The sequence below is a fragment of the Giesbergeria anulus genome (assembly GCF_900111115.1).
Lineage (GTDB): Bacteria > Pseudomonadota > Gammaproteobacteria > Burkholderiales > Burkholderiaceae_C > Simplicispira > Simplicispira anulus.
On sequence record NZ_FOGD01000005.1, the window covers coordinates 132,295 to 151,049 of the forward strand.

Below are 18,755 nucleotides of genomic sequence, written 5' to 3' on the forward strand. Positions count from 1 at the left end.
TATCAGGACGGCGCGCGCTCGTTCAGGCGCGACAGCCGGTAGCTCAGTTGGGGCCGCGTCAGGCCCAAGGTACGCGCTGCGGCAGACAAATTGCCACCGGCACGGGCCACGGCCTCGCGGATCAGGGTGTCTTCTAGCGCTTCCAAGGATAGACCGCTGTGCAACAGCGTATCGTATAGCTGTGCCGATTGTGCCGCCGGGGCGGCCACGGTGCGCTCGAGCGCGCCACGGGCGTTCACAGTAGCACCGGCCTGCACAGTGATGTGCGGAAACAGCATGTCGGCGTCCACACTTTCATCCGAGGGCGTGAGGATGACGCCGCGTTCAATCAGGTTTTCTAGTTCGCGCACATTGCCCGGCCAGCGGTGGGCGCGCATCGCCAGCAGCGCCCGGTCGGTAAAACCGGCCAGCCGTTTGCCGTGGCGCACGGCATACTTTTGCAGCAGGTACAGGGCGATGAGTTCGATATCGTCCACCCGTTCGCGCAGGGCCGGAATGCGGATCGGATAGACATTGAGCCGATACAGCAAATCGCGCCGAAAGCGCCCCTCTTCCACAGCTTTCTCTAAATCGACATTGGTAGCCGCTACCACGCGCACATCCACGCGCCGGGCTTCGTGCCCGCCCAAGCGTTCAATCTCACCCGTTTGCAACACGCGCAGCAGTTTGGCCTGTGCTGGCAGCGGCATTTCTCCCAGCTCATCCAGCAGCAAGGTGCCACCATGGGCGCGCTCAAAGCGGCCAATGCGCAGTGCCGAAGCCCCGGTGTAAGCCCCCTTTTCTGCGCCAAAGAGTTCGCTTTCGATCAACTCGGCGGGCAAGGCCGCGCAGTTGACGGCCACAAACGGTTTGTCGGCCCGTGCCCCCATCGCATGCAGAGCGCGAGCAAAACGCTCTTTGCCCACGCCGGTCTCACCAGTCAGCAGCACCGTGACCTCGGTGGCGGCAGCCTTGCGCAGCAGCGCCGCCGTTTGCTCAAAAGCACGCGAGCGGCCAATGATGCGGCCCAGATCATCAGCGGGCTGCTCCAGTTGCGTGCGCAGGCTTTGCACTTGCGATTGCAGTTCATCAAGCTGCACCAGTACCGAGTCGGGGTTGTAGTCGCGGGCCATCGCCTCGGCGTCGGGCCATTCTTCGGCAAAGCGGCCCTCAATGCGGCAGTGGGTGTGGCCGCAAGCGGCGCATTGCACCTCTTTAAACAGCACCGAGCGCTTAAAGAAGGCACTGGTGTAGCCGGAGGCATAACCCAACAACATCCAGCAGGTGGGTTCGTCTTGCGGGCCAAAGTCGCGCAACTGCGCTTCGACTTCCCAACTGTGATCCCAGCGAAAGCGCCCACAAAAGTGCCCGGCTGCCTCATCGACCTCAAAGGTTTCGGGCGTGACCTGCACCGCCCCTTCAAGCATGTGCAACTGTAGGCCCACCGCAAACATGTCAAACACCGTAGCACCGGGGCGCACTTGGCAAGCCAGCAGGGCATCGCGCTCGCCAGAGGCATAACCGGCGCGCAGCAACAGGCGGCGGGTTTGGGCAGGGCCTAGGGTGTTGATCAATTCACGCCGCAAGGCGTGCAGGGCTGCTGCATGTACCAACAACATGCGCTGGCCCGACAGCCAAATGCGGCCATCGCCCGCCGAAAAATGCACCAACCGACGCAGGTCGGCATCCGAGGGAAGAGCAAGGTTTTGGGGGGCAAGCATGGGCAAACTATCGATAAATTTGCAGGCAGTCCAAACAGGGTTAACCCTGAAGAAAAAGCAAATTCATCAAATCAACCATTGGAATAAGCTTATTTTCACCAAATCATCATATTGCGCCGCAACATTTTTTGGAAGATGAAATGGAGGTAGCGCCGGGTTCAGGTACCACCCTAAAAAATAGCCGATTTTGTAGGGACAAACCCTGATTTTATCGACATTTTTGCTTTTTTCGCCCTCAGTGGCACAGCTCCTGCAATGCTGAAGGCACCAGCCCAACCCGCAAGGAGCCCGCACATGACCCTACAGCCTGCCACTGCCGATGCCATCGCCTGCGATGTCTCGCGCCGGTTTGTTCGCGTGCTGCAAATGCGCGCCAACGGCTTGGTGGAGTTTGAGTTTTCTATCGGCTGGCCTGAGTTGGCCGTCGAGCTGATGCTGCCCCGTCCAGCCTTTGATGCCTTTTGCCAGGCCAACAACGTACAGCGCTTAGACGATGGCACAGCCACCCCGGTTTCCACCCCTGTTTGAGTTTGAGGAGACAAAGCAAGATGAATATCGATCTGCAAGCGCGTGAAATCAAGCCGCTGCGCAACACCTTTGCCCGCGTAACGCCCTACAGCGGCGACAAGCCCGCCTCGCGCTACCAAGAGGCTACTTTGGGCGTACAACCCACAGCCAACTTCCACTACCGCCCAACGTGGGAGCCAGAGTTTGAGCTGTTTGACAAAGGCCGCACGGCAGTGAAGATGGCCGATTGGGACGCCCTGCGCGACCCACGCCAGTACTACTACGCCAACTGGACGATGGCCCGTGCCCGCCAGCAAGAGGCCATGGAGTCCAACTACCAGTTTGTGGAGTCGCGCAACCTGATCGCCAAGACCAGCGATGCCCTGCGCGCCAAAGCGGTAGAAGTGCTGATGCCCCTGCGCCATGTGGCTTGGGGTGCCAACATGAACAACTGCACCATTTGCTCACGCGGCTATGGCACGGCGTTTACCGCCCCGGCCATGTTCCAAGCGATGGATCAGTTGGGTGTGGCCCAGTACCTGACGCGCTTGGGGCTGGCGCTGGGTGAGCCCGGTGCCTTGGAGGCTGGCAAAAACGCTTGGATGCAAGACCCCCGCTGGCAAGTACTGCGCCGCTTGGTAGAAGACACCTTGGTGGTGAACGACCCGTTTGAGCTGTTTGTGGCGCAAAACTTGGCGCTCGACGGCATGGTGTTTCCGCTGATCTACAACCACTTTATTGATGAGCAACTGGCCGTACAGGGCGGCACCGCCGTCGCCATGCTTACCGCCTTTATGCCCGAATGGCACACCGAAGCCAACCGCTGGGTCGATGCCGTCATCAAAGTGGCAGCAGCCGAAAACGCCGACAACCAATCGCTGATTAGCGGCTGGTTCCAACGCTATGCCGATCAAGCCCAAGCCGCCTTGGCTCCGGTGGCAGAGATGGCCTTGGGCGCTGCCGGTGCCGAAGCCCTGTTGGCCGTGCGCGAAACCCTCAACGCCCGCGCCCGCAAGGCCGGTCTAACCCTCTGAGAAAGTTTGTGATGACCGAACCCGTTTCTAAAGTTTTCATTGCCTTTCAGGACAACGAAGAATCGCGCCCGATTGTCGATGCCATCTTGGCCGACAACCCCGAAGCCACCGCCGTGCATTCGCCCGGTTTGGTCAAGATTGACGCCCCCGGCCGCTTGGTAGTGCGCCGCGAAACCATTGAAGAGCAAACCGGCCAGCGTTTTGACCTGCAACAGATTCACGTCAATCTAGTCACGCTGTCGGGCCATATCGATGAAGACGACGACGAACTGTCGCTCAGCTGGCTGCGCTAAAGCAGCCGCCACCCTCCCCCTATTGCCGCACCCCAAGGAGACAACACCGTGGACGCACCCGTTACCAAAAAGAAACTCGGCCTGAAAGAACGCTATATCGCCATGACACGCGATTTGGCTTGGGACACCACCTACCAGCCTATGGACAAGGTGTTCCCCTTCGACAAATACGAAGGCATCAAAATCCACGACTGGGACAAGTGGGAAGACCCCTTCCGCCTGACCATGGATGCCTACTGGAAGTACCAAGGCGAAAAAGAGAAAAAACTCTATGCCGTGATTGAGGCGTTTGCCCAAAACAACGGCCAGTTGAGCATCTCCGATGCGCGTTATGTCAATGCGCTCAAGCTGTTCATTCAAGGCGTGGTGCCGCTAGAGTATTACGCCCACCGTGGTTTTGCCCATGTGGGCCGCCACTTTACTGGCGCTGGTGCCCGTGTCGCCTCGCAAATGCAGGCGGTGGACGAGTTGCGCCACTTCCAGACCGAAACCCATGCCCTGTCGCACTACAACAAGTACTTCAACGGCATGCACAAGTCCAACCACTGGTTTGACCGGGTGTGGTACCTGTCGGTGCCCAAGTCGTTCTTTGAAGATGCGCTGAGCGGTGGCCCGTTCGAGTTCCTCACTGCGGTGAGCTTCTCGTTTGAGTATGTGCTGACCAACCTGCTGTTTGTGCCCTTCATGAGCGGTGCGGCGCACAACGGCGATATGTCTACCGTGACTTTTGGCTTCTCGGCCCAGTCCGACGAATCACGCCACATGACCTTGGGCATTGAGTGCATCAAGTTCATGCTGGAGCAAGACCCCGACAACGTGCCGATTGTGCAGCGCTGGATTGATAAATGGTTCTGGCGCGGCTACCGCGTGCTGACGCTGGTGGCCATGATGCAAGACTACATGCTGCCCAAGCGCGTGATGAGCTGGAAAGAAGCGTGGGAGATGTACGCCGAGCAAAACGGCGGCGCGCTGTTCCGCGACTTGGCCCGTTATGGCATCCGCGAGCCTAAGGGCTGGAAGCAAGCCTGCGAAGGCAAAGACCACATCAGCCACCAAGCGTGGAACACCTTCTACAACTACTGCGCTGCAGCGCCCTTCCACACTTGGATTCCTAAAGAAGACGAGATGCAGTGGTTGTCTGAGAAGTACCCAGACACCTTCGACAAATACTACCGCCCCCGTCTGGAACACCTGCGCGAGCAGCAAGAGCAAGGCAACCGCTTCTATAACAAGACGCTGCCCATGCTGTGTACCACTTGCCAAATCCCGATGGTGTTTACCGAGCCGGGCGACCCGACCAAAATCTGCTACCGCGAGACCGACTACCAAGGCGACAAGTACCACTTCTGTAGCGACGGCTGCAAAGAGGTGTTCGAGCACGAGCCAGAAAAGTACATCCAGTCGTGGCTGCCAGTACACCAGATTTATCAGGGCAACTGCTTCCCAGAGGGCACTGACCCCACGGCTGAAGGCTTTGACCCGCTGATGGCTGTGTTGCAGTGGTACCAGCTCAACGTGGGGCAAGACAACTTCGATTTTGAAGGATCGGAAGACCAAAAGAACTTTGCAGCTTGGCGCGGTGAAGAACTGCCCAGCGCAGACCAAGGAGCCAAATAAATGAGCGTCGTTGCCCTCAAACCCTACGATTTCCCGGCCAAGGATGTGCGCGCCAACTTTCCTGCGCCCCTGCTCTATATCGGTTGGGAAGACCATCTGCTGTTTTGCGCCCCGGTGGCTTTGCCTTTGCCCCCAGATATGCCCTTTGGTGCCTTGAGCCAAGCGGTGCTGCCCGGTGTTTATGGCTACCACCCCGACTTTGCCAAGATTGACTGGGATGCGGTGCAGTGGTTCAAATCCGGCCAGCCTTGGACGCCCGACCCGGCCAAATCGTTGCAAGACAACGGTCTCACGCACAAGGATGTGATTCGTTTTCGCACCCCCGGCCTGACCGGCATTGCTGGCACTTGCAGCTGACCCTTGACCCCTGAGTGGCCGCTGGGTGCTGCACTGCGCTCAGCGGCGGAGAGACTTTTATGAGCTACCAACTCACCATCGAACCCCTAGGCACCACCATTGAGGTGGAAGAAGGCCAAACCTTGCTCGATGCCGCCTTGCGCCAAGGCATCTATATCCCCCATGCCTGCGGGCATGGCCTGTGCGGCACCTGCAAGGTGCAAGTGACCGATGGTGAGGTAGACCACGGCCCAGCCAACCCATTTGCCTTGATGGAAATGGAGCGCGACGACGGCAAAACACTGGCCTGCTGCGCCACCTTGCAGTCGGATGCCACCATTGAGGCCGACATCGAAGACGAACCCGATGCCCAAGTGATTCCGGTGCGCGACTTTAGCGCCACCGTAGCGCGCATTGAGCAGCTCACCCCGACCATCAAGGCGCTGCACTTGCGCCTGAACCAGCCCATTCGCTTTCAGGCCGGGCAGTATGTGCAGGTGCAAATTCCGGGCGTAGAGGGCGGGCGCGCGTTCTCGATTGCCAATGCCCCCGGTGGCGACGGCCAAAGCAGCGAGATTGAACTCAATGTGCGCTTGGTGCCCGGCGGTGCAGGCACCACTTGGCTGCACGAATCCCTGCATGAAGGCGACACGGTGCAAATCACCGGCCCCTATGGCCGTTTCTTTGTACGCCAATCGGCCAAGCTGCCGATGGTATTTATGGCCGGTGGCTCTGGCCTGTCCAGCCCACGCTCGATGATTTTGGAGCTGCTGGCCCAAGGCTGCACCGAGCCGATCACCTTGGTCTATGGTCAGCGCTCGCTCGACGAGTTGTATTACGACACCGAATTTCGCGCACTGGCGGCGCACCACACCAATTTCACCTATGTGCCGGTATTGTCTGAAGTGCCCGAAGGCGTGGAGTGGACGGGCGCGCGCGGCTATGTCCACGAGGCGGCCAAAGCGCACTTCAATGGCAACTTTTCTGGCAACAAGGCCTATTTGTGTGGCCCGCCGCCGATGATTGAAGCCTGCATTGGCACGCTGATGCAAGGGCGTTTGTTTGAGCGCGACATCTACACCGAGAAGTTTCTCTCGGCGGCCGATGCGCAAAAGACGCGCAGTCCATTGTTTCGCAGTATTTGAGGCGGGGGTGCCGATGAACCCGCCTGCTTCGTCTTGTCTGCGCATCACCGTAGCCCAAACCGGAGACTGTTTTGACTGCGCCCCCCATGAGAGCCTGTTGGCCGGTATGTTGCGCCTAGGGCGCAAAGGCATTCCGGTAGGGTGCGTCAATGGCGGCTGTGGCGTGTGCAAGGTACGCATTCTGGAAGGCCAAGTGCAGCCGCTGGGGCCGGTCAGCCGTGCCCACGTTAGCCAAGCCGAAGAGGCCCAAGGCTACACCTTGGCCTGCCGCGTCGCCCCTACAGCGCCGGTGCATCTGGAAGTGACGCCCCTGCTGCGCAAACCATTTTTGGGCCGCGCGCTGGGCGCGCCCACCCCGGCAGCAGCCTGAACCCTGCTGCCGTCTTTTCCCACGATTTCCACAAAAACGATTCACCAACCAAAGGAGACAAGCAATGGGTGTTTTAAGAATTGGCCATGTCAGCATTCGCGTCATGGACATTGACGCCGCCGTCAAGCATTACGAAGACGTGCTGGGCCTCAAGACCACGATGACAGACGATGCAGGCAATGTCTATCTAAAGTGCTGGGACGAGTGGGACAAGTATTGCCTGATCTTGACCCCCAGCGACCGCGCCGGTATCAACCATGTGGCCTACAAGGTGCAAGACGACGCCGATCTGGACGCCCTGCAAACCCGCATTGAGTCTTGGGGTGTCAAGACTGCTTGGTTGGAAGAAGGCCATCTTCCCTCTACAGGCCGCATGTTGCAGTTCAACCTGCCCAGCGGCCACGACATGCGCTTGTACGCCAAGAAAGAATATGTCGGCACCGATGTGGGCACACTCAATCCCGATCCGTGGCCCGATGGCATCCGGGGTGCTGGCGCACATTGGCTGGATCACCTGTTGCTGATGTGCGAGATGAACCCCGAGGCGGGCATCAACAAAGTGGAAGAAAACACCCGCTTCATGAAGGAGTGCTTGGACTTCTTCCTGACCGAGCAAATTTTGGTCGGCCCCAATGGCGATATGCAAGCCGCTACGTGGATGGCACGCACCAGCACACCGCATGACATCGCCTTTGTCGGTGGCCCCGTCAGTGGCCTGCACCACATTGCATTCTTCTTGGACTCTTGGCACGATGTGCTCAAGGCCGCCGACGTGATGGCCAAGAATCGCGTCAAGATTGACGTGGCCCCCACGCGCCACGGCATTACGCGCGGTGAGACCATTTACTTCTTTGACCCCAGCGGCAACCGCAACGAGACCTTTGCCGGTTTGGGCTATTTGGCCCAGCCCGACCGCCCCGTAACCACTTGGAGCGAAGACCGCTTGGGTAGCGGCATTTTCTACCATACCGGCGAAGTGGTGGCTTCGTTCACCGACGTCTACACCTAAGCCCTGAACCGCCCTTTGTACTCCTCTTGGTGGGGGGCGTTACCTGCATTGCAGGGCGTCCCCCGCATTACTGTCTGAAAGAAAGAAAAGCGATGAAGAAGAATGTGATTGCCAGCGCTGCACTGGCGCTGTTGGCTAGCCTCTCGCCCTTGACCGCACAGGCCGCAGGCCACTATGTGCCGGGCGTCGAAGGCGCACAGGCGGCCAGCGTGCCACCAGCGGGCTTTTATTACATTGGCTATTTGGTCAACTACAACATCAATAGCCTGCGCGCTCCGGGCACCAACAATGACATCCCCGGCCACAACACCGGCACCGTCACAGCGTTGGCTAACCGCTTTGTCTGGATGACCGGCCACAAAGTGCTGGGCGCGGACTATGGCGTCGAAGCCATCGTCCCGCTGATGCGCACCTCACTCACCTTCAATACCCCCGGCATCTCTGACAGCCGCTCCGGCGTGGGCGATATTTATGTCGGCCCGCTGGTGCTGGGCTGGCATGGTGAGCAGTGGGATGCCGTGGCCGCCGCTGGGGTTTGGCTCGATTCGGCCAGCACCAGCAACCCGGCCTCACCCGGCAATGGCTACAAGAGCACCATGCTCACCGGTGGCCTGACCTATTATTTTGACCCCGCCAAAACCATCTCCGGTGCCGCTTTGATGCGCTTTGAGCGCAATGGCCGCAACGACGCAGGGTTCCGCCACGGCAACCAAGTGACGGTAGAGTGGTCACTAGCCAAAGCCTTTGGCCCAGTGCAGGCCGGTGTAGTGGGTTACAGCCAGTGGCAAACCAGCAACGACAGCGGTGTGGGTGCCAGCCTGAACAAGTCTTCGCGCCATGCGCTGGGCGGCGAGCTGGTCTATCCAGTGGCCCCTGGGCTGGCGCTCAAGGGGGCCTTTTATAAAGAGCTGAGTGCCGAGGCAGGTTCCTCGCCTTTGGCTAAAGGCTCTTTGGTGCGCCTGAGCATTGTCAAGGCGTTCTAACCACGTAGCCACGGGGCGAGATGTGTGCACACAGTGCCCATCCCGCCCATTCTTTTGCTGGCTATGAATCCTTCGTGAATGACGGAGAACCTATGCGCCTGCCCGATCTGACTTCTTCCCTTCCCCGCAATGCCTTCAAAGATGCTTTGGCGGCAGGCCAGCCACAGATTGGCCTTTGGCTGGCTACGGCAGATGGCTATTTGGCCGAGATGCTGGCGGGCACGGGTTTTGACTGGCTGCTGATTGATGGCGAACACGCCCCCAATGATTTGCGCGCCGTGCTGGCGCAGTTGCAGGCCATTGCCAGCGCGGCCAGCACACTACCAGCAGGCGTAGCGTTGCCGCACCCTGTGGTGCGTTTGCCCTCAGGCGATCCGGTGCTGGTCAAGCAATTTATGGAGCTGGGGGCGCAAACCCTGCTGGTGCCGATGGTCGATACACCAGAGCAAGCGCTCACACTGGCGCGCGCCATGCGTTACCCCCCCAGCGGCACGCGCGGCATGGGCAGCGGCTTGGCCCGCTCCTCGCGCTGGAACCGTTACCGCGACTACATCCACGAGGCCAATGACCAAGCCTGCCTGCTGGTGCAGGTTGAAACCGTGGAGGGCCTCAGCCACATTGACGCCATCGCTGCCACACCCGGCGTGGACGGCGTGTTCATCGGCCCGGTCGATTTGTCTACCTCGATGGGCTACCCCGGCCAGGTCGATCACCCGGAGGTGGTGGCCGCTATTGCGCACGGCATTGCGCGCACTCGGCAAGCCGGTAAGGCCGCCGGTATTTTGTCTACCCAAGAAGACCAAGCCCAGCATTGGCTTGATGCTGGGGCCTTGTTTGTGGCGGTGGGCGTGGATATCAATTTGCTGGCACTGGCGGCACAATCTTTGGCGGCGCGCTTTCGCCACGGTATGGCAGCCCCCCAGCCCTCCAGCGGCGGTTACTGAGCTGGGGCAGGCTGGATGTGGCCGTTGCTGGGTTCATTCCGGGGCCATGCTGGCGCTATGGCACACATCGCTGATACCACTGGGCAGGGTGATGGCACCACTGCGCAGGGCTTGGGCCAGCAGGTCGGGGGTGGCGCGGATATGCGCTTCCAATGCCAGCGCGGCACGGGCTTCGTGCCCTGCCATCGCCGCCTCAAAAATGGCCGTGTGCTCACTATGCACATCGCGCATGGCACCGGGCAGGCCCATCGTGTAGCGGCGGTAACGCTCGCTGTGGCGCGAGAGCAGGCGCAGCACCTTTTGTGTCCACGGCGATTGCTGACCCGACAACAGTGCTTCATGAAACCGCATGTTCAGCGCCTCCCATTGCGGGCGGTTTTTGCGCTGAATCGGTTGCTCCAGCGCCGACAGGGCCTCATAACTTTGGCGCAGCGCTTCGCGCCATGCCGCGCCGCCGTGGCGGATGGATTGGCGCAGCGCCTCCAACTCGATATGCAAGCGCAGTTGGGTAATGTCTTCCAGCTCTTGCGGCGTGATGGGCGTGACGCGAAAGCCGCGCTGGCCTTCTGCCGTCACCAGCGCATCACTGACCAGCCGCGTGATGGCCTCGCGCAGCGTGCCCGCACCCACGCCATAGCGCTCTTTCAGGTGCTCGACACGCAATTTATCGCCGGGCAGCAACCTGCCTTCAATGATGTCGTTGCGCAACTGGGCATAGGCACGCTCAATCAGCGTGCGCGATGGGGCAGCGGGGTCGTCCAAGGCCAGGCTTGCATCCGTCTCTAAAGCTGATTTCATGGTTATTCTCGATATTATTGATGTGGTCATACCCCAAAAGGAGGGAAGTTATACCTTGCAAGATGGGGCCATGAGGCACGCACCCTGTAGCCGACGATGTTCCTGTGCATTCCTTGGTCTATTAAGGTCATATTATGAAAAGATGCATCCTTTCTACTGGCTCAGTCATCCTAGGTGTTTTCCCTTAAATATCGAGATTTTTTACCAGCGGCCCATCAGAATCTGGCATATTTCATAGGTCACCGCTGCACTTGCGTCAAAACCTGCCCCTGAAAGCCTGCGCTTATGGCCAGTTACACCATCACCATCGAAGAAACCGGGCAAACCTACCGCTGCTCCGACGAGTTGTCGCTGCTGGTGGGCATGGAAGCCTTGGGCAAGAAGGGAATTCCGGTGGGCTGTCGCAACGGGGGTTGTGGCGTTTGCAAAGTGCAGATCGTTCAGGGGCAGTATGTGTCGCGCGTCATGAGCCGCGACCATGTCAGCGCCGAAGACGAAGCCCAAGGCCGGGTGCTGTCATGCCGGGTACGCCCGGCCAGTGACATCACCTTGCGCGTGCTCGGAACCATGAAAAAGAACGTCTGCGGTCTGGTTGGGGCAGCAGACGCCTCTGTTGTCCACTCAACCTAAAAAATCTGGAGACACTCCATGGCAATCACTGGTGTTTTGCGCCCTGGACACGCGGTTTTGCGCGTGTTGGACTTGGACGAATCGGTACATTTTTATACCGAAGTGCTGGGCCTGAAAGAAACGGGCCGCGACAAGTCGGGCCGTGTCTACTTCAAGTGCTGGGATGAGCGCGACCACCACAGCTTTGTCATCCGCAAGGCCGACCGGGCTGGCATGGATTGCTTTGGCTTCAAGGTGCAAAACGCTGCGGTGCTCAACACCTTGGAAGGCCGCCTGCGCGAGTACGGCGTCGTCACTGAGCGCGTGCCTGCCGGTGAAATGCTAGAGACCGGCGAGCGTGTGCGCTTTCACTTGCCCACCGGCCACCTGATCGAGCTGTATGCCGAAAAAACCTCGGTGGGCAATGGCTTAGGCGATATGAACCCCGAAGCGTGGCTGGCCGACCAAAAGGGCATCTCGCCCATCCGTATGGATCACGCACTGATTTACGGTGGCGACATCGACGGCAACCGCAAGCTGTTTGAAGACGTGCTGGACTTCACCTTGGTCGAGCGCGTCAAGCTCGAAGACGGCGTGACCGATTTGGCTACTTGGCTGACCTGCTCGAACAAGGCCCACGACATCGCCATGGTGCGCCACTCCGAAGACAACAAGCTGCACCACGTTTCCTTCTTGCTGGAAACTTGGGAGCAGGTGCTGCGCGCCGCCGACATCATGTCGATGAACCGCGTCTCGATTGACATTGGCCCCACCCGCCACGGCATTACCCGTGGCACCACCATCTATTTCTTTGATCCCTCCGGTAACCGCTTGGAAACCTTCAGCGGTGGCTACCAGTGGTACCCCGACCACCACCCCATCACTTGGACATGGGATCAAGTGGGCCGTGGCATTTTCTACCACGACCGCAAGCTCAACGAGGCTTTCTTGAGCGTGTTGACCTGATATGAGCATGGCACCCGAACTTGTAAGCGTGGTGCAGCACAACCTGTCTTGGCAAGCAGCACACGCTGCCGCCGGGGCTGCCGCCGAGGCGGCGGCCCAAATGGGGGTGCTGGTGAACATCGCAGTAGTCGATTGCAGCGGCCTGCCCGCTGCTTTTGTGCGCCTGCCCGGCGCACCTTTGCATTCCATCGACATTGCCAAAGACAAAGCCTATACGGCAGTCGGTTTTGGCCTGCCTACCAGCCGCTGGCACAAGGTGCTACAGCAGCACTCTGCCGCCGTGCGCGAGGGCCTGCCACAGCGCCCGCGCTTTGTCGGTTTTGGCGGCGGTCTGCCCATCGTCATCCACGGCCAGCGCGTCGGTGGCATTGGCGTGTCGGGTGGCAGCGAGGAAGAAGACGAAATCATCGCCCAAGCGGGTTTGCGCGCGTTGGGCTTGGCGTAATCGGCCAGCAATCAACAAGGAATTTCCCATGAAACAGGTACTCAACTTTATCAACGGCCAACATGAGGCCAGTGAAAAAACTTTCCCTAAGCACTCGCCACTGAACAATGCAGTGATTGCCGATGTGCATGAAGCCAGCCGCGCCCAAGTGGACGCTGCCGTAGCGGCTGCCCGTGCCGCACTGGATGGCCCTTGGGGCAAGATGACCGTGGCCGAGCGCGTCGAGCGCCTGTACGCTGTGGCCGATGGCATCAACAAGCGTTTTGACGAGTTTTTGGCCGCCGAATGCGCCGACACCGGCAAGCCCCGCAGCTTGGCTAGCCATATCGATATCCCCCGTGGTGCGGCCAACTTCAAGGTGTTTGCCGATGTGGTGAAAAACGTCGCTACCGAATTTTTTGAAACCGCCACCCCCGATGGCAAGAGCGCTATCAACTACGGCTACCGCACCCCCGTGGGCGTGGTCGGCGTGATTTGCCCTTGGAACCTGCCCCTGCTGCTGATGACATGGAAAGTCGGCCCAGCGCTGGCTTGCGGCAACACCGTAGTCGTTAAGCCCTCAGAAGAAACCCCACAAACCGCCGCCCTGCTGGGCGAGGTGATGAACGAAGCGGGCATTCCCCCCGGCGTTTACAACGTGGTGCATGGCTTTGGCCCCGATTCGGCGGGCGAGTTTGTCACCACCCACCCCGGCGTGGATGCCATCACCTTCACCGGCGAAACCCGCACCGGCGAAATCATCATGCGTGCCGCCGCCAAGGGTTCGCGCCCGGTCAGTTTGGAAATGGGCGGCAAAAACGCTGCCATCATTTTTGAAGATGCCGACTTTGACGCCGCCATCGAAGGCACGCTGCGTTCGGCTTTTGTCAACAGCGGCCAAGTGTGCTTGGGCACCGAGCGCGTCTATGTGCAGCGCCCGATTTTTGATAAGTTTGTCGCCGAGCTGAAAAAGCAAGTCGAAGGCTGGAAAATTGGCCTGCCCGAAGATGCCGACACCAAGCTTGGCCCCGTCATCAGCAAAGAACACCAAGCCAAGGTGCTGTCGTACTACAAGCTGGCGGTGGAAGAAGGCGCAACGGTAGTGACTGGCGGCGGCGTGCCCAACATGGGCGCAGGCTTCTCTGAAGGTGCTTGGGTACAACCGACTATCTGGACGGGCCTGCCCGAAACCGCCCGCGTGATTAAAGAAGAAATCTTTGGCCCCTGCTGCCATATTGCCCCCTTCGATACCGAAGAGGAAGTGCTGGCCAAGGCCAACGATAACGTCTATGGTTTGGCCACTGCCATCTGGACACGCGACGTCTCGCGCGCCCACCGCGTGGCGCAAAAGATGAAGGTTGGCCTGTCGTGGGTCAATAGCTGGTTCTTGCGCGATTTGCGCACGCCATTTGGTGGTGCCAAGCAATCGGGCATTGGCCGCGAAGGCGGCGTGCATTCGCTGGAGTTCTATACCGAACTCAAAAACGTTTGTATCAAACTCTAAGGACTAGGCCATGAGCAACCCGGAAATTGCCGGTTCTGTCATGGCTGCTGGCATCCGCACCAATGTGCACGATGTCGGCAGCGGCCATCCTGTGTTGCTGATCCACGGCTCTGGCCCCGGCGTTTGCGCTTGGGCCAATTGGCGTTTGGTAATGCCTGAGCTGGCACAACAAGCCCGCGTCATTGCCCCCGACATGGTGGGCTTTGGTTTTACCGACCGCCCCGAAGGCCAGCCGTACAACATGGATGCGTGGGTAGCGCAGGCTGTGGGCGTATTGGACGCCTTGGGCATCGCCAAAACCGATTTGGTGGGCAACTCCTTTGGCGGTGCGCTGGCGCTGGCCCTGACCATTCGCCACCCAGAGCGCGTGCGCCGTTTGGTGCTGATGGGCAGCGTGGGCGTGCCCTTCCAGATCACCAAGGGCTTGGATGATGTCTGGGGCTATGAGCCTTCGTTTGAGAATATGCGCCGCATCATGGACGTGTTTGCCTACGACCGCAATTTGGTCAATGACGAACTGGCCCGCCTGCGCTACGAAGCCAGCATCCGCCCCGGCTTTCAAGAATCGTTCTCGGCCATGTTCCCAGCGCCACGCCAACGCTGGGTAGATGCCATGTGCAGCGCCGAGGCCGACATCCGCGCCCTGCCGCACCAAGTGCTGATCGTGCATGGGCGCGATGACCAAGTGATTCCGCTGTCCACCTCACTGACGCTGTCGCAGTGGATTGCGCGCTCGCAACTGCACGTTTTCGGCCAGTGCGGCCACTGGACGCAAATTGAACATTCGGCCCGTTTTGCCCGTTTGGTGCGCGACTTTTTGGCCGAGGCTGGCCCTGCCGAGCCAACCCCCTTGAACCCTTGAGGACTGTAATGACCCCTGAACTGATTGAGCAGCTTGGCGACGAGCTTTTTGACGCGCTGCAAGGCCGCAAAACCTTGGCCCCGCTGACCAGCCGCCACCCCGACATCACCATTGCCGACGCCTACGCCGTGCAGCAACGCATGATGGCGCGCCGTTTGGCCGCTGGCGAGCGTGTGATTGGCAAAAAAATCGGCGTTACCAGCAAAGCGGTGATGAATATGCTGGGCGTGTACCAGCCCGACTTTGGCTGGCTCACCGATGGCATGGTCTACAACGAAGGCGAAGCTATCCCCGCCGACACCCTGATCCAGCCCAAGGCCGAAGGCGAAATCGCCTTCATGCTGAAAAAGACACTCAAAGGCCCCGGCATCACGGCGGCTGATGTGTTGGCCGCCACCGAAGGCGTGATGGCCTGCTTTGAGATCGTCGATTCGCGCATCCAAGATTGGAAAATCAAAATCCAAGACACCGTGGCCGACAACGCCTCTTGCGGTGTGTTTGTGCTGGGCGACCGGTTGGTCGATCCGCGCGACGTCGATCTGGCCACCTGCGGCATGGTGCTCGAAAAGAACGGCGAGATCGTGGCTACTGGAGCAGGCGCGGCGGCACTGGGCCACCCAGCCAACGCTGTGGCTTGGCTGGCCAATACCTTAGGCGCGCACGGCATTGCACTGGAAGCCGGTGAGGTGGTGTTGTCAGGCTCGCTGGGCATCATGGTGCCCGTCGTTGCTGGCGACAACCTGCGTGTGACGATTGGCGGCATCGGCGGTTGCTCGGTGCGCTTTGTCTGATTTTTTGGAAAGAACTGCAATGGCAAAAATCAAATGTGCCCTGATCGGGCCTGGCAACATTGGTACCGACTTGCTGGCCAAGCTGCAACGCAGCCCCGTGCTGGAGCCGGTGTGGATGGTGGGTATCGACCCCGAATCTGACGGCCTCAAGCGTGCCAAAGAAATGGGCCTCAAAACCACCGCCGAAGGCGTCGATGGCTTGATCCCCCACATGAAGGCCGACGGCGTGCAAATCGTCTTTGACGCCACCAGCGCTTACGTCCACGCTGAAAACAGCCGCAAAGTGAACGAACAAGGCGCGCTGATGATCGACCTGACGCCAGCGGCCATTGGCCCCTACTGCGTGCCCCCAGTCAACCTGAAAGACCATGTGGGCAAGGGCGAGATGAACGTGAACATGGTCACTTGCGGCGGCCAAGCCACCATACCGATGGTGGCCGCAGTGAGCCGCGTGCAGCCCGTGGCTTATGGCGAGATCGTGGCGACCGTGTCGTCCAAATCGGTCGGCCCCGGCACACGCAAGAACATCGATGAATTTACCCGCACCACCGCTGGCGCAGTGGAAAAGGTGGGCGGCGCTAAAAAGGGCAAGGCGATCATCATCGTCAACCCCGCCGAGCCACCGCTCATCATGCGCGACACCGTGCATTGCCTGACCGAAAGCGAGCCAGACCAAGCGGCCATCACCCAGTCCATCCACGACATGATCAAGGAAGTGCAAAAGTACGTTCCTGGTTATCGCTTGGTCAATGGCCCGGTGTTTGATGGCAACCGCGTCTCCGTCTTCTTGGAAGTAGAAGGCTTGGGCGACTACCTGCCCAAATACGCGGGCAACCTCGACATCATGACCGCTGCGGCTGCCCGCACCGCCGAGATGTTTGCCGAAGAAATGATTGCTGGCCGCCTGACCCTCAACCCCGTGGCCGCCTAAGGAGAACCGCAACATGAGCAACACCCTCAAAGGCAAAAAAGTCCGTCTGCACGACATGACCCTGCGCGACGGCATGCACCCCAAGCGCCACCTGATGTCGCTGGAGCAAATGAAGTCCATCGCCACCGGCTTGGACGATGCTGGCATTCCGCTGATTGAAGTCACCCACGGCGACGGCTTGGGCGGCTCTTCCGTCAACTATGGCTTCCCCGCACACACCGACGAGGAATACCTCAGCACCGTGATCCCGCTGATGAAGCAGGCCAAAATCTCGGCGCTGCTGCTGCCCGGTATTGGTACTGTCGATCACCTGAAAATGGCGCACGACTTGGGCGTGAGCACCATCCGCGTGGCGACCCATTGCACCGAGGCCGATGTGTCTGAACAGCACATCAGCTTGGCGCGCAAGATGGGCATGGACACCGTGGGCTTCTTGATGATGGCGCACATGAACTCTGCCTCCGGCTTGGTCAAGCAGGCCAAGCTGATGGAAGGCTACGGCGCTAACTGCATCTACGTCACCGACTCAGCAGGCCACCTGCTGCCCGACGGCGTGAAAGAGCGCCTGAGCGCCGTGCGCGCCGCGCTGAACCCCGAAACCGAATTGGGCTTCCACGGCCACCACAATTTGGCGATGGGCGTAGCCAACAGCTTGGCAGCAATTGAAGTCGGTTGCAGCCGCATCGACGCCGCTGCCGCTGGTTTGGGCGCTGGCGCAGGCAACACGCCGATGGAAGTGCTGGTAGCCGTGTGCGACCTGATGGGCATTGAAACCGGTGTTGATGTGTTCAAGATCCAAGACGTGGCCGAAGATTTGGTCTTCCCGATCATGGACTTCCCAATTCGCATTGACCGCGACGCCCTGACGTTGGGTTATGCCGGTGTCTACGGTTCTTTCTTGCTGTTTGCCAAGCGCGCTGCCGTCAAGTACGGCATCTCGGCCCGTGAAATTCTGGTCGAAATGGGCCGCCGTGGCATGGTCGGTGGTCAAGAAGACATGATCGAAGACACCGCCCTGACGCTGGCCAAAGCCCGTGGTTTGAAAGTTTCCTGAGGAATTGCTATGGCACTGAACGCATCCACGCTAGACCAACTGGCCCAGCACCTAGAAAACTGCCAATTGCAGGCCCAAGACACCCTGAAGATCACCGAAGCCCACCCAGAGATGGATTGGGACGATGCCTACGCCATCCAAGACCGCATCCTTGCCAGCAAGCTGGCCAAGGGCGCGCGCGTGGTGGGCTACAAAGCTGGTTTGACCTCGCACGCCAAAATGAAGCAAATGGGCGTCACTGACCCCGTGTTTGGCTTTTTGGTCGATGAATACGTCGTGCCTGAAGGCGGCGAGGTCAAGGTCAGCGAGCTCATCCACCCCAAGGTGGAGCCAGAAATCTGCTTTATCACCCGCACCGAACTCAAAGGCCCCGGCTGCCACATTGGCGCGGTGCTGGCGGCCTGCGACGTGGTGCTGCCCGGCATTGAAGTGATTGACAGCCGCTACCGCGATTTCAAGTTTGACCTCAAGAGCGTGATTGCCGATAACACCTCGGCCTCGCGTTTTGTCGTGGGTGGCCGCATTGCCTCGGCGCGTGATGTCGATCTGCGCACGCTGGGCGTGGTGCTAGAAAAAAACGGTGAACCCGTGGCTTTGGGTGCTGGCGCTGCCGTGCTCGGCCACCCTGCCGCTGCCGTAGCGATGTTGGTAAACCACTTGGGCCGCCGGGGCCAATCCTTGCCTGCCGGTAGCCTGATTTTGTCGGGCGGCATCACCGAAGCCGTGCCCGTGCAAGCGGGTGACAACGTGACCTTGCGCATCCAAGACTTGGGTAGCGTCTCGGTGCGTTTCGTCTAAGCACCACGCGATTCCAACGGCTGCACCAGCCGTACCACGGGGCCGCGCACTGCGTCGGCCCCGTTTTCTTATGGCGATTT

Annotated in this window: 21 protein-coding genes; 19 read left to right on the forward strand and 2 right to left on the reverse strand. The window is 59.8% G+C overall.

Going from position 1 to position 18,755, the window contains the following annotated elements; genetic code table 11:
• Positions 1-2 precede the first annotated feature (2 nt).
• Positions 3-1,700 carry a sigma-54-dependent Fis family transcriptional regulator gene (locus tag BMX55_RS09720; RefSeq protein WP_091456650.1) on the reverse strand — a complete coding sequence of 566 codons (1,698 nt, stop codon included), beginning with the start codon at positions 1,698-1,700 and terminating at the stop codon, positions 3-5.
• Between the two features lie 294 nt (positions 1,701-1,994).
• On the opposite strand from BMX55_RS09720, the gene BMX55_RS09725 reads away from it, so the two are divergent.
• From BMX55_RS09725 to BMX55_RS09770, 10 genes are all read left to right on the forward strand, one after another.
• Entirely contained in the window at positions 1,995-2,228 is a 234-nt protein-coding gene (locus tag BMX55_RS09725; RefSeq protein ID WP_091456803.1) for a phenol hydroxylase subunit, read from the forward strand.
• 20 nt (positions 2,229-2,248) lie between these two features.
• Complete coding sequence (locus BMX55_RS09730; RefSeq protein WP_091456653.1) at positions 2,249-3,241, forward strand: aromatic/alkene monooxygenase hydroxylase subunit beta; 993 nt, start codon at positions 2,249-2,251, stop codon at positions 3,239-3,241.
• 11 nt (positions 3,242-3,252) lie between these two features.
• Positions 3,253-3,534, forward strand: coding sequence for an MmoB/DmpM family protein (locus tag BMX55_RS09735; protein WP_091456656.1), 282 nt, complete (start codon positions 3,253-3,255; stop codon positions 3,532-3,534).
• 48 nt (positions 3,535-3,582) lie between these two features.
• A complete protein-coding gene (locus BMX55_RS09740) occupies positions 3,583-5,151 on the forward strand; it encodes an aromatic/alkene/methane monooxygenase hydroxylase/oxygenase subunit alpha (protein WP_091456660.1) in 1,569 nt (522 codons plus the stop codon).
• Positions 5,152-5,508 carry a phenol hydroxylase subunit P4 gene (locus tag BMX55_RS09745; protein WP_091456665.1) on the forward strand — a complete coding sequence of 119 codons (357 nt, stop codon included), beginning with the start codon at positions 5,152-5,154 and terminating at the stop codon, positions 5,506-5,508. It begins immediately after the preceding gene.
• 59 nt (positions 5,509-5,567) lie between these two features.
• Positions 5,568-6,632 carry an NADH:ubiquinone reductase (Na(+)-transporting) subunit F gene (locus tag BMX55_RS09750; protein ID WP_091456667.1) on the forward strand — a complete coding sequence of 355 codons (1,065 nt, stop codon included), beginning with the start codon at positions 5,568-5,570 and terminating at the stop codon, positions 6,630-6,632.
• A 13-nt stretch (positions 6,633-6,645) separates the two neighbouring features.
• Positions 6,646-7,002 carry a 2Fe-2S iron-sulfur cluster-binding protein gene (locus tag BMX55_RS09755; RefSeq protein WP_091456670.1) on the forward strand — a complete coding sequence of 119 codons (357 nt, stop codon included), beginning with the start codon at positions 6,646-6,648 and terminating at the stop codon, positions 7,000-7,002.
• Between the two features lie 64 nt (positions 7,003-7,066).
• Complete coding sequence (locus tag BMX55_RS09760; protein ID WP_091456673.1) at positions 7,067-8,011, forward strand: catechol 2,3-dioxygenase; 945 nt, start codon at positions 7,067-7,069, stop codon at positions 8,009-8,011.
• A gap of 92 nt (positions 8,012-8,103) precedes the next feature.
• Positions 8,104-8,994, forward strand: coding sequence for a SphA family protein (locus BMX55_RS09765; RefSeq protein WP_091456677.1), 891 nt, complete (start codon positions 8,104-8,106; stop codon positions 8,992-8,994).
• 92 nt (positions 8,995-9,086) lie between these two features.
• Complete coding sequence (locus BMX55_RS09770; protein WP_091456808.1) at positions 9,087-9,938, forward strand: HpcH/HpaI aldolase family protein; 852 nt, start codon at positions 9,087-9,089, stop codon at positions 9,936-9,938.
• Between the two features lie 33 nt (positions 9,939-9,971).
• Here BMX55_RS09770 and BMX55_RS09775 read toward each other — a convergent pair whose 3' ends face one another.
• On the reverse strand, positions 9,972-10,736 hold the full coding sequence (locus BMX55_RS09775; protein WP_091456680.1) for a GntR family transcriptional regulator: 765 nt from the start codon (positions 10,734-10,736) through the stop codon (positions 9,972-9,974).
• A gap of 285 nt (positions 10,737-11,021) precedes the next feature.
• On the opposite strand from BMX55_RS09775, the gene BMX55_RS09780 reads away from it, so the two are divergent.
• Genes BMX55_RS09780 through dmpH form a run of 9 tightly spaced genes read left to right on the forward strand, consistent with a single transcriptional unit; the run spans position 11,022 to position 18,675 of the window.
• A complete protein-coding gene (locus BMX55_RS09780; RefSeq protein ID WP_091456684.1) occupies positions 11,022-11,366 on the forward strand; it encodes a 2Fe-2S iron-sulfur cluster binding domain-containing protein in 345 nt (114 codons plus the stop codon).
• Between the two features lie 18 nt (positions 11,367-11,384).
• A complete protein-coding gene (locus tag BMX55_RS09785; protein WP_091456687.1) occupies positions 11,385-12,311 on the forward strand; it encodes a catechol 2,3-dioxygenase in 927 nt (308 codons plus the stop codon).
• Between the two features lies 1 nt (position 12,312).
• The gene (locus tag BMX55_RS09790; protein WP_425432063.1) at positions 12,313-12,756 is read left to right on the forward strand and encodes a GlcG/HbpS family heme-binding protein; all 444 of its coding nucleotides are present in this window, start codon (positions 12,313-12,315) and stop codon (positions 12,754-12,756) included.
• A gap of 28 nt (positions 12,757-12,784) precedes the next feature.
• A complete protein-coding gene (locus tag BMX55_RS09795; RefSeq protein ID WP_091456690.1) occupies positions 12,785-14,239 on the forward strand; it encodes a 2-hydroxymuconic semialdehyde dehydrogenase in 1,455 nt (484 codons plus the stop codon).
• A 10-nt stretch (positions 14,240-14,249) separates the two neighbouring features.
• On the forward strand, positions 14,250-15,101 hold the full coding sequence (locus tag BMX55_RS09800; RefSeq protein WP_091456693.1) for an alpha/beta fold hydrolase: 852 nt from the start codon (positions 14,250-14,252) through the stop codon (positions 15,099-15,101).
• 8 nt (positions 15,102-15,109) lie between these two features.
• A complete protein-coding gene (gene dmpE, locus BMX55_RS09805) occupies positions 15,110-15,892 on the forward strand; it encodes a 2-oxopent-4-enoate hydratase (RefSeq protein WP_091456697.1) in 783 nt (260 codons plus the stop codon).
• A 19-nt stretch (positions 15,893-15,911) separates the two neighbouring features.
• On the forward strand, positions 15,912-16,823 hold the full coding sequence (locus tag BMX55_RS09810; RefSeq protein WP_091456702.1) for an acetaldehyde dehydrogenase (acetylating): 912 nt from the start codon (positions 15,912-15,914) through the stop codon (positions 16,821-16,823).
• Positions 16,824-16,836: 13 nt separating this feature from the next.
• Positions 16,837-17,877 carry a 4-hydroxy-2-oxovalerate aldolase gene (gene dmpG, locus BMX55_RS09815; RefSeq protein ID WP_091456705.1) on the forward strand — a complete coding sequence of 347 codons (1,041 nt, stop codon included), beginning with the start codon at positions 16,837-16,839 and terminating at the stop codon, positions 17,875-17,877.
• A gap of 9 nt (positions 17,878-17,886) precedes the next feature.
• Positions 17,887-18,675, forward strand: a complete 789-nt coding sequence (dmpH, locus tag BMX55_RS09820) for a 2-oxo-3-hexenedioate decarboxylase (RefSeq protein WP_091456708.1) — start codon at positions 17,887-17,889, stop codon at positions 18,673-18,675.
• Positions 18,676-18,755 lie beyond the last annotated feature (80 nt).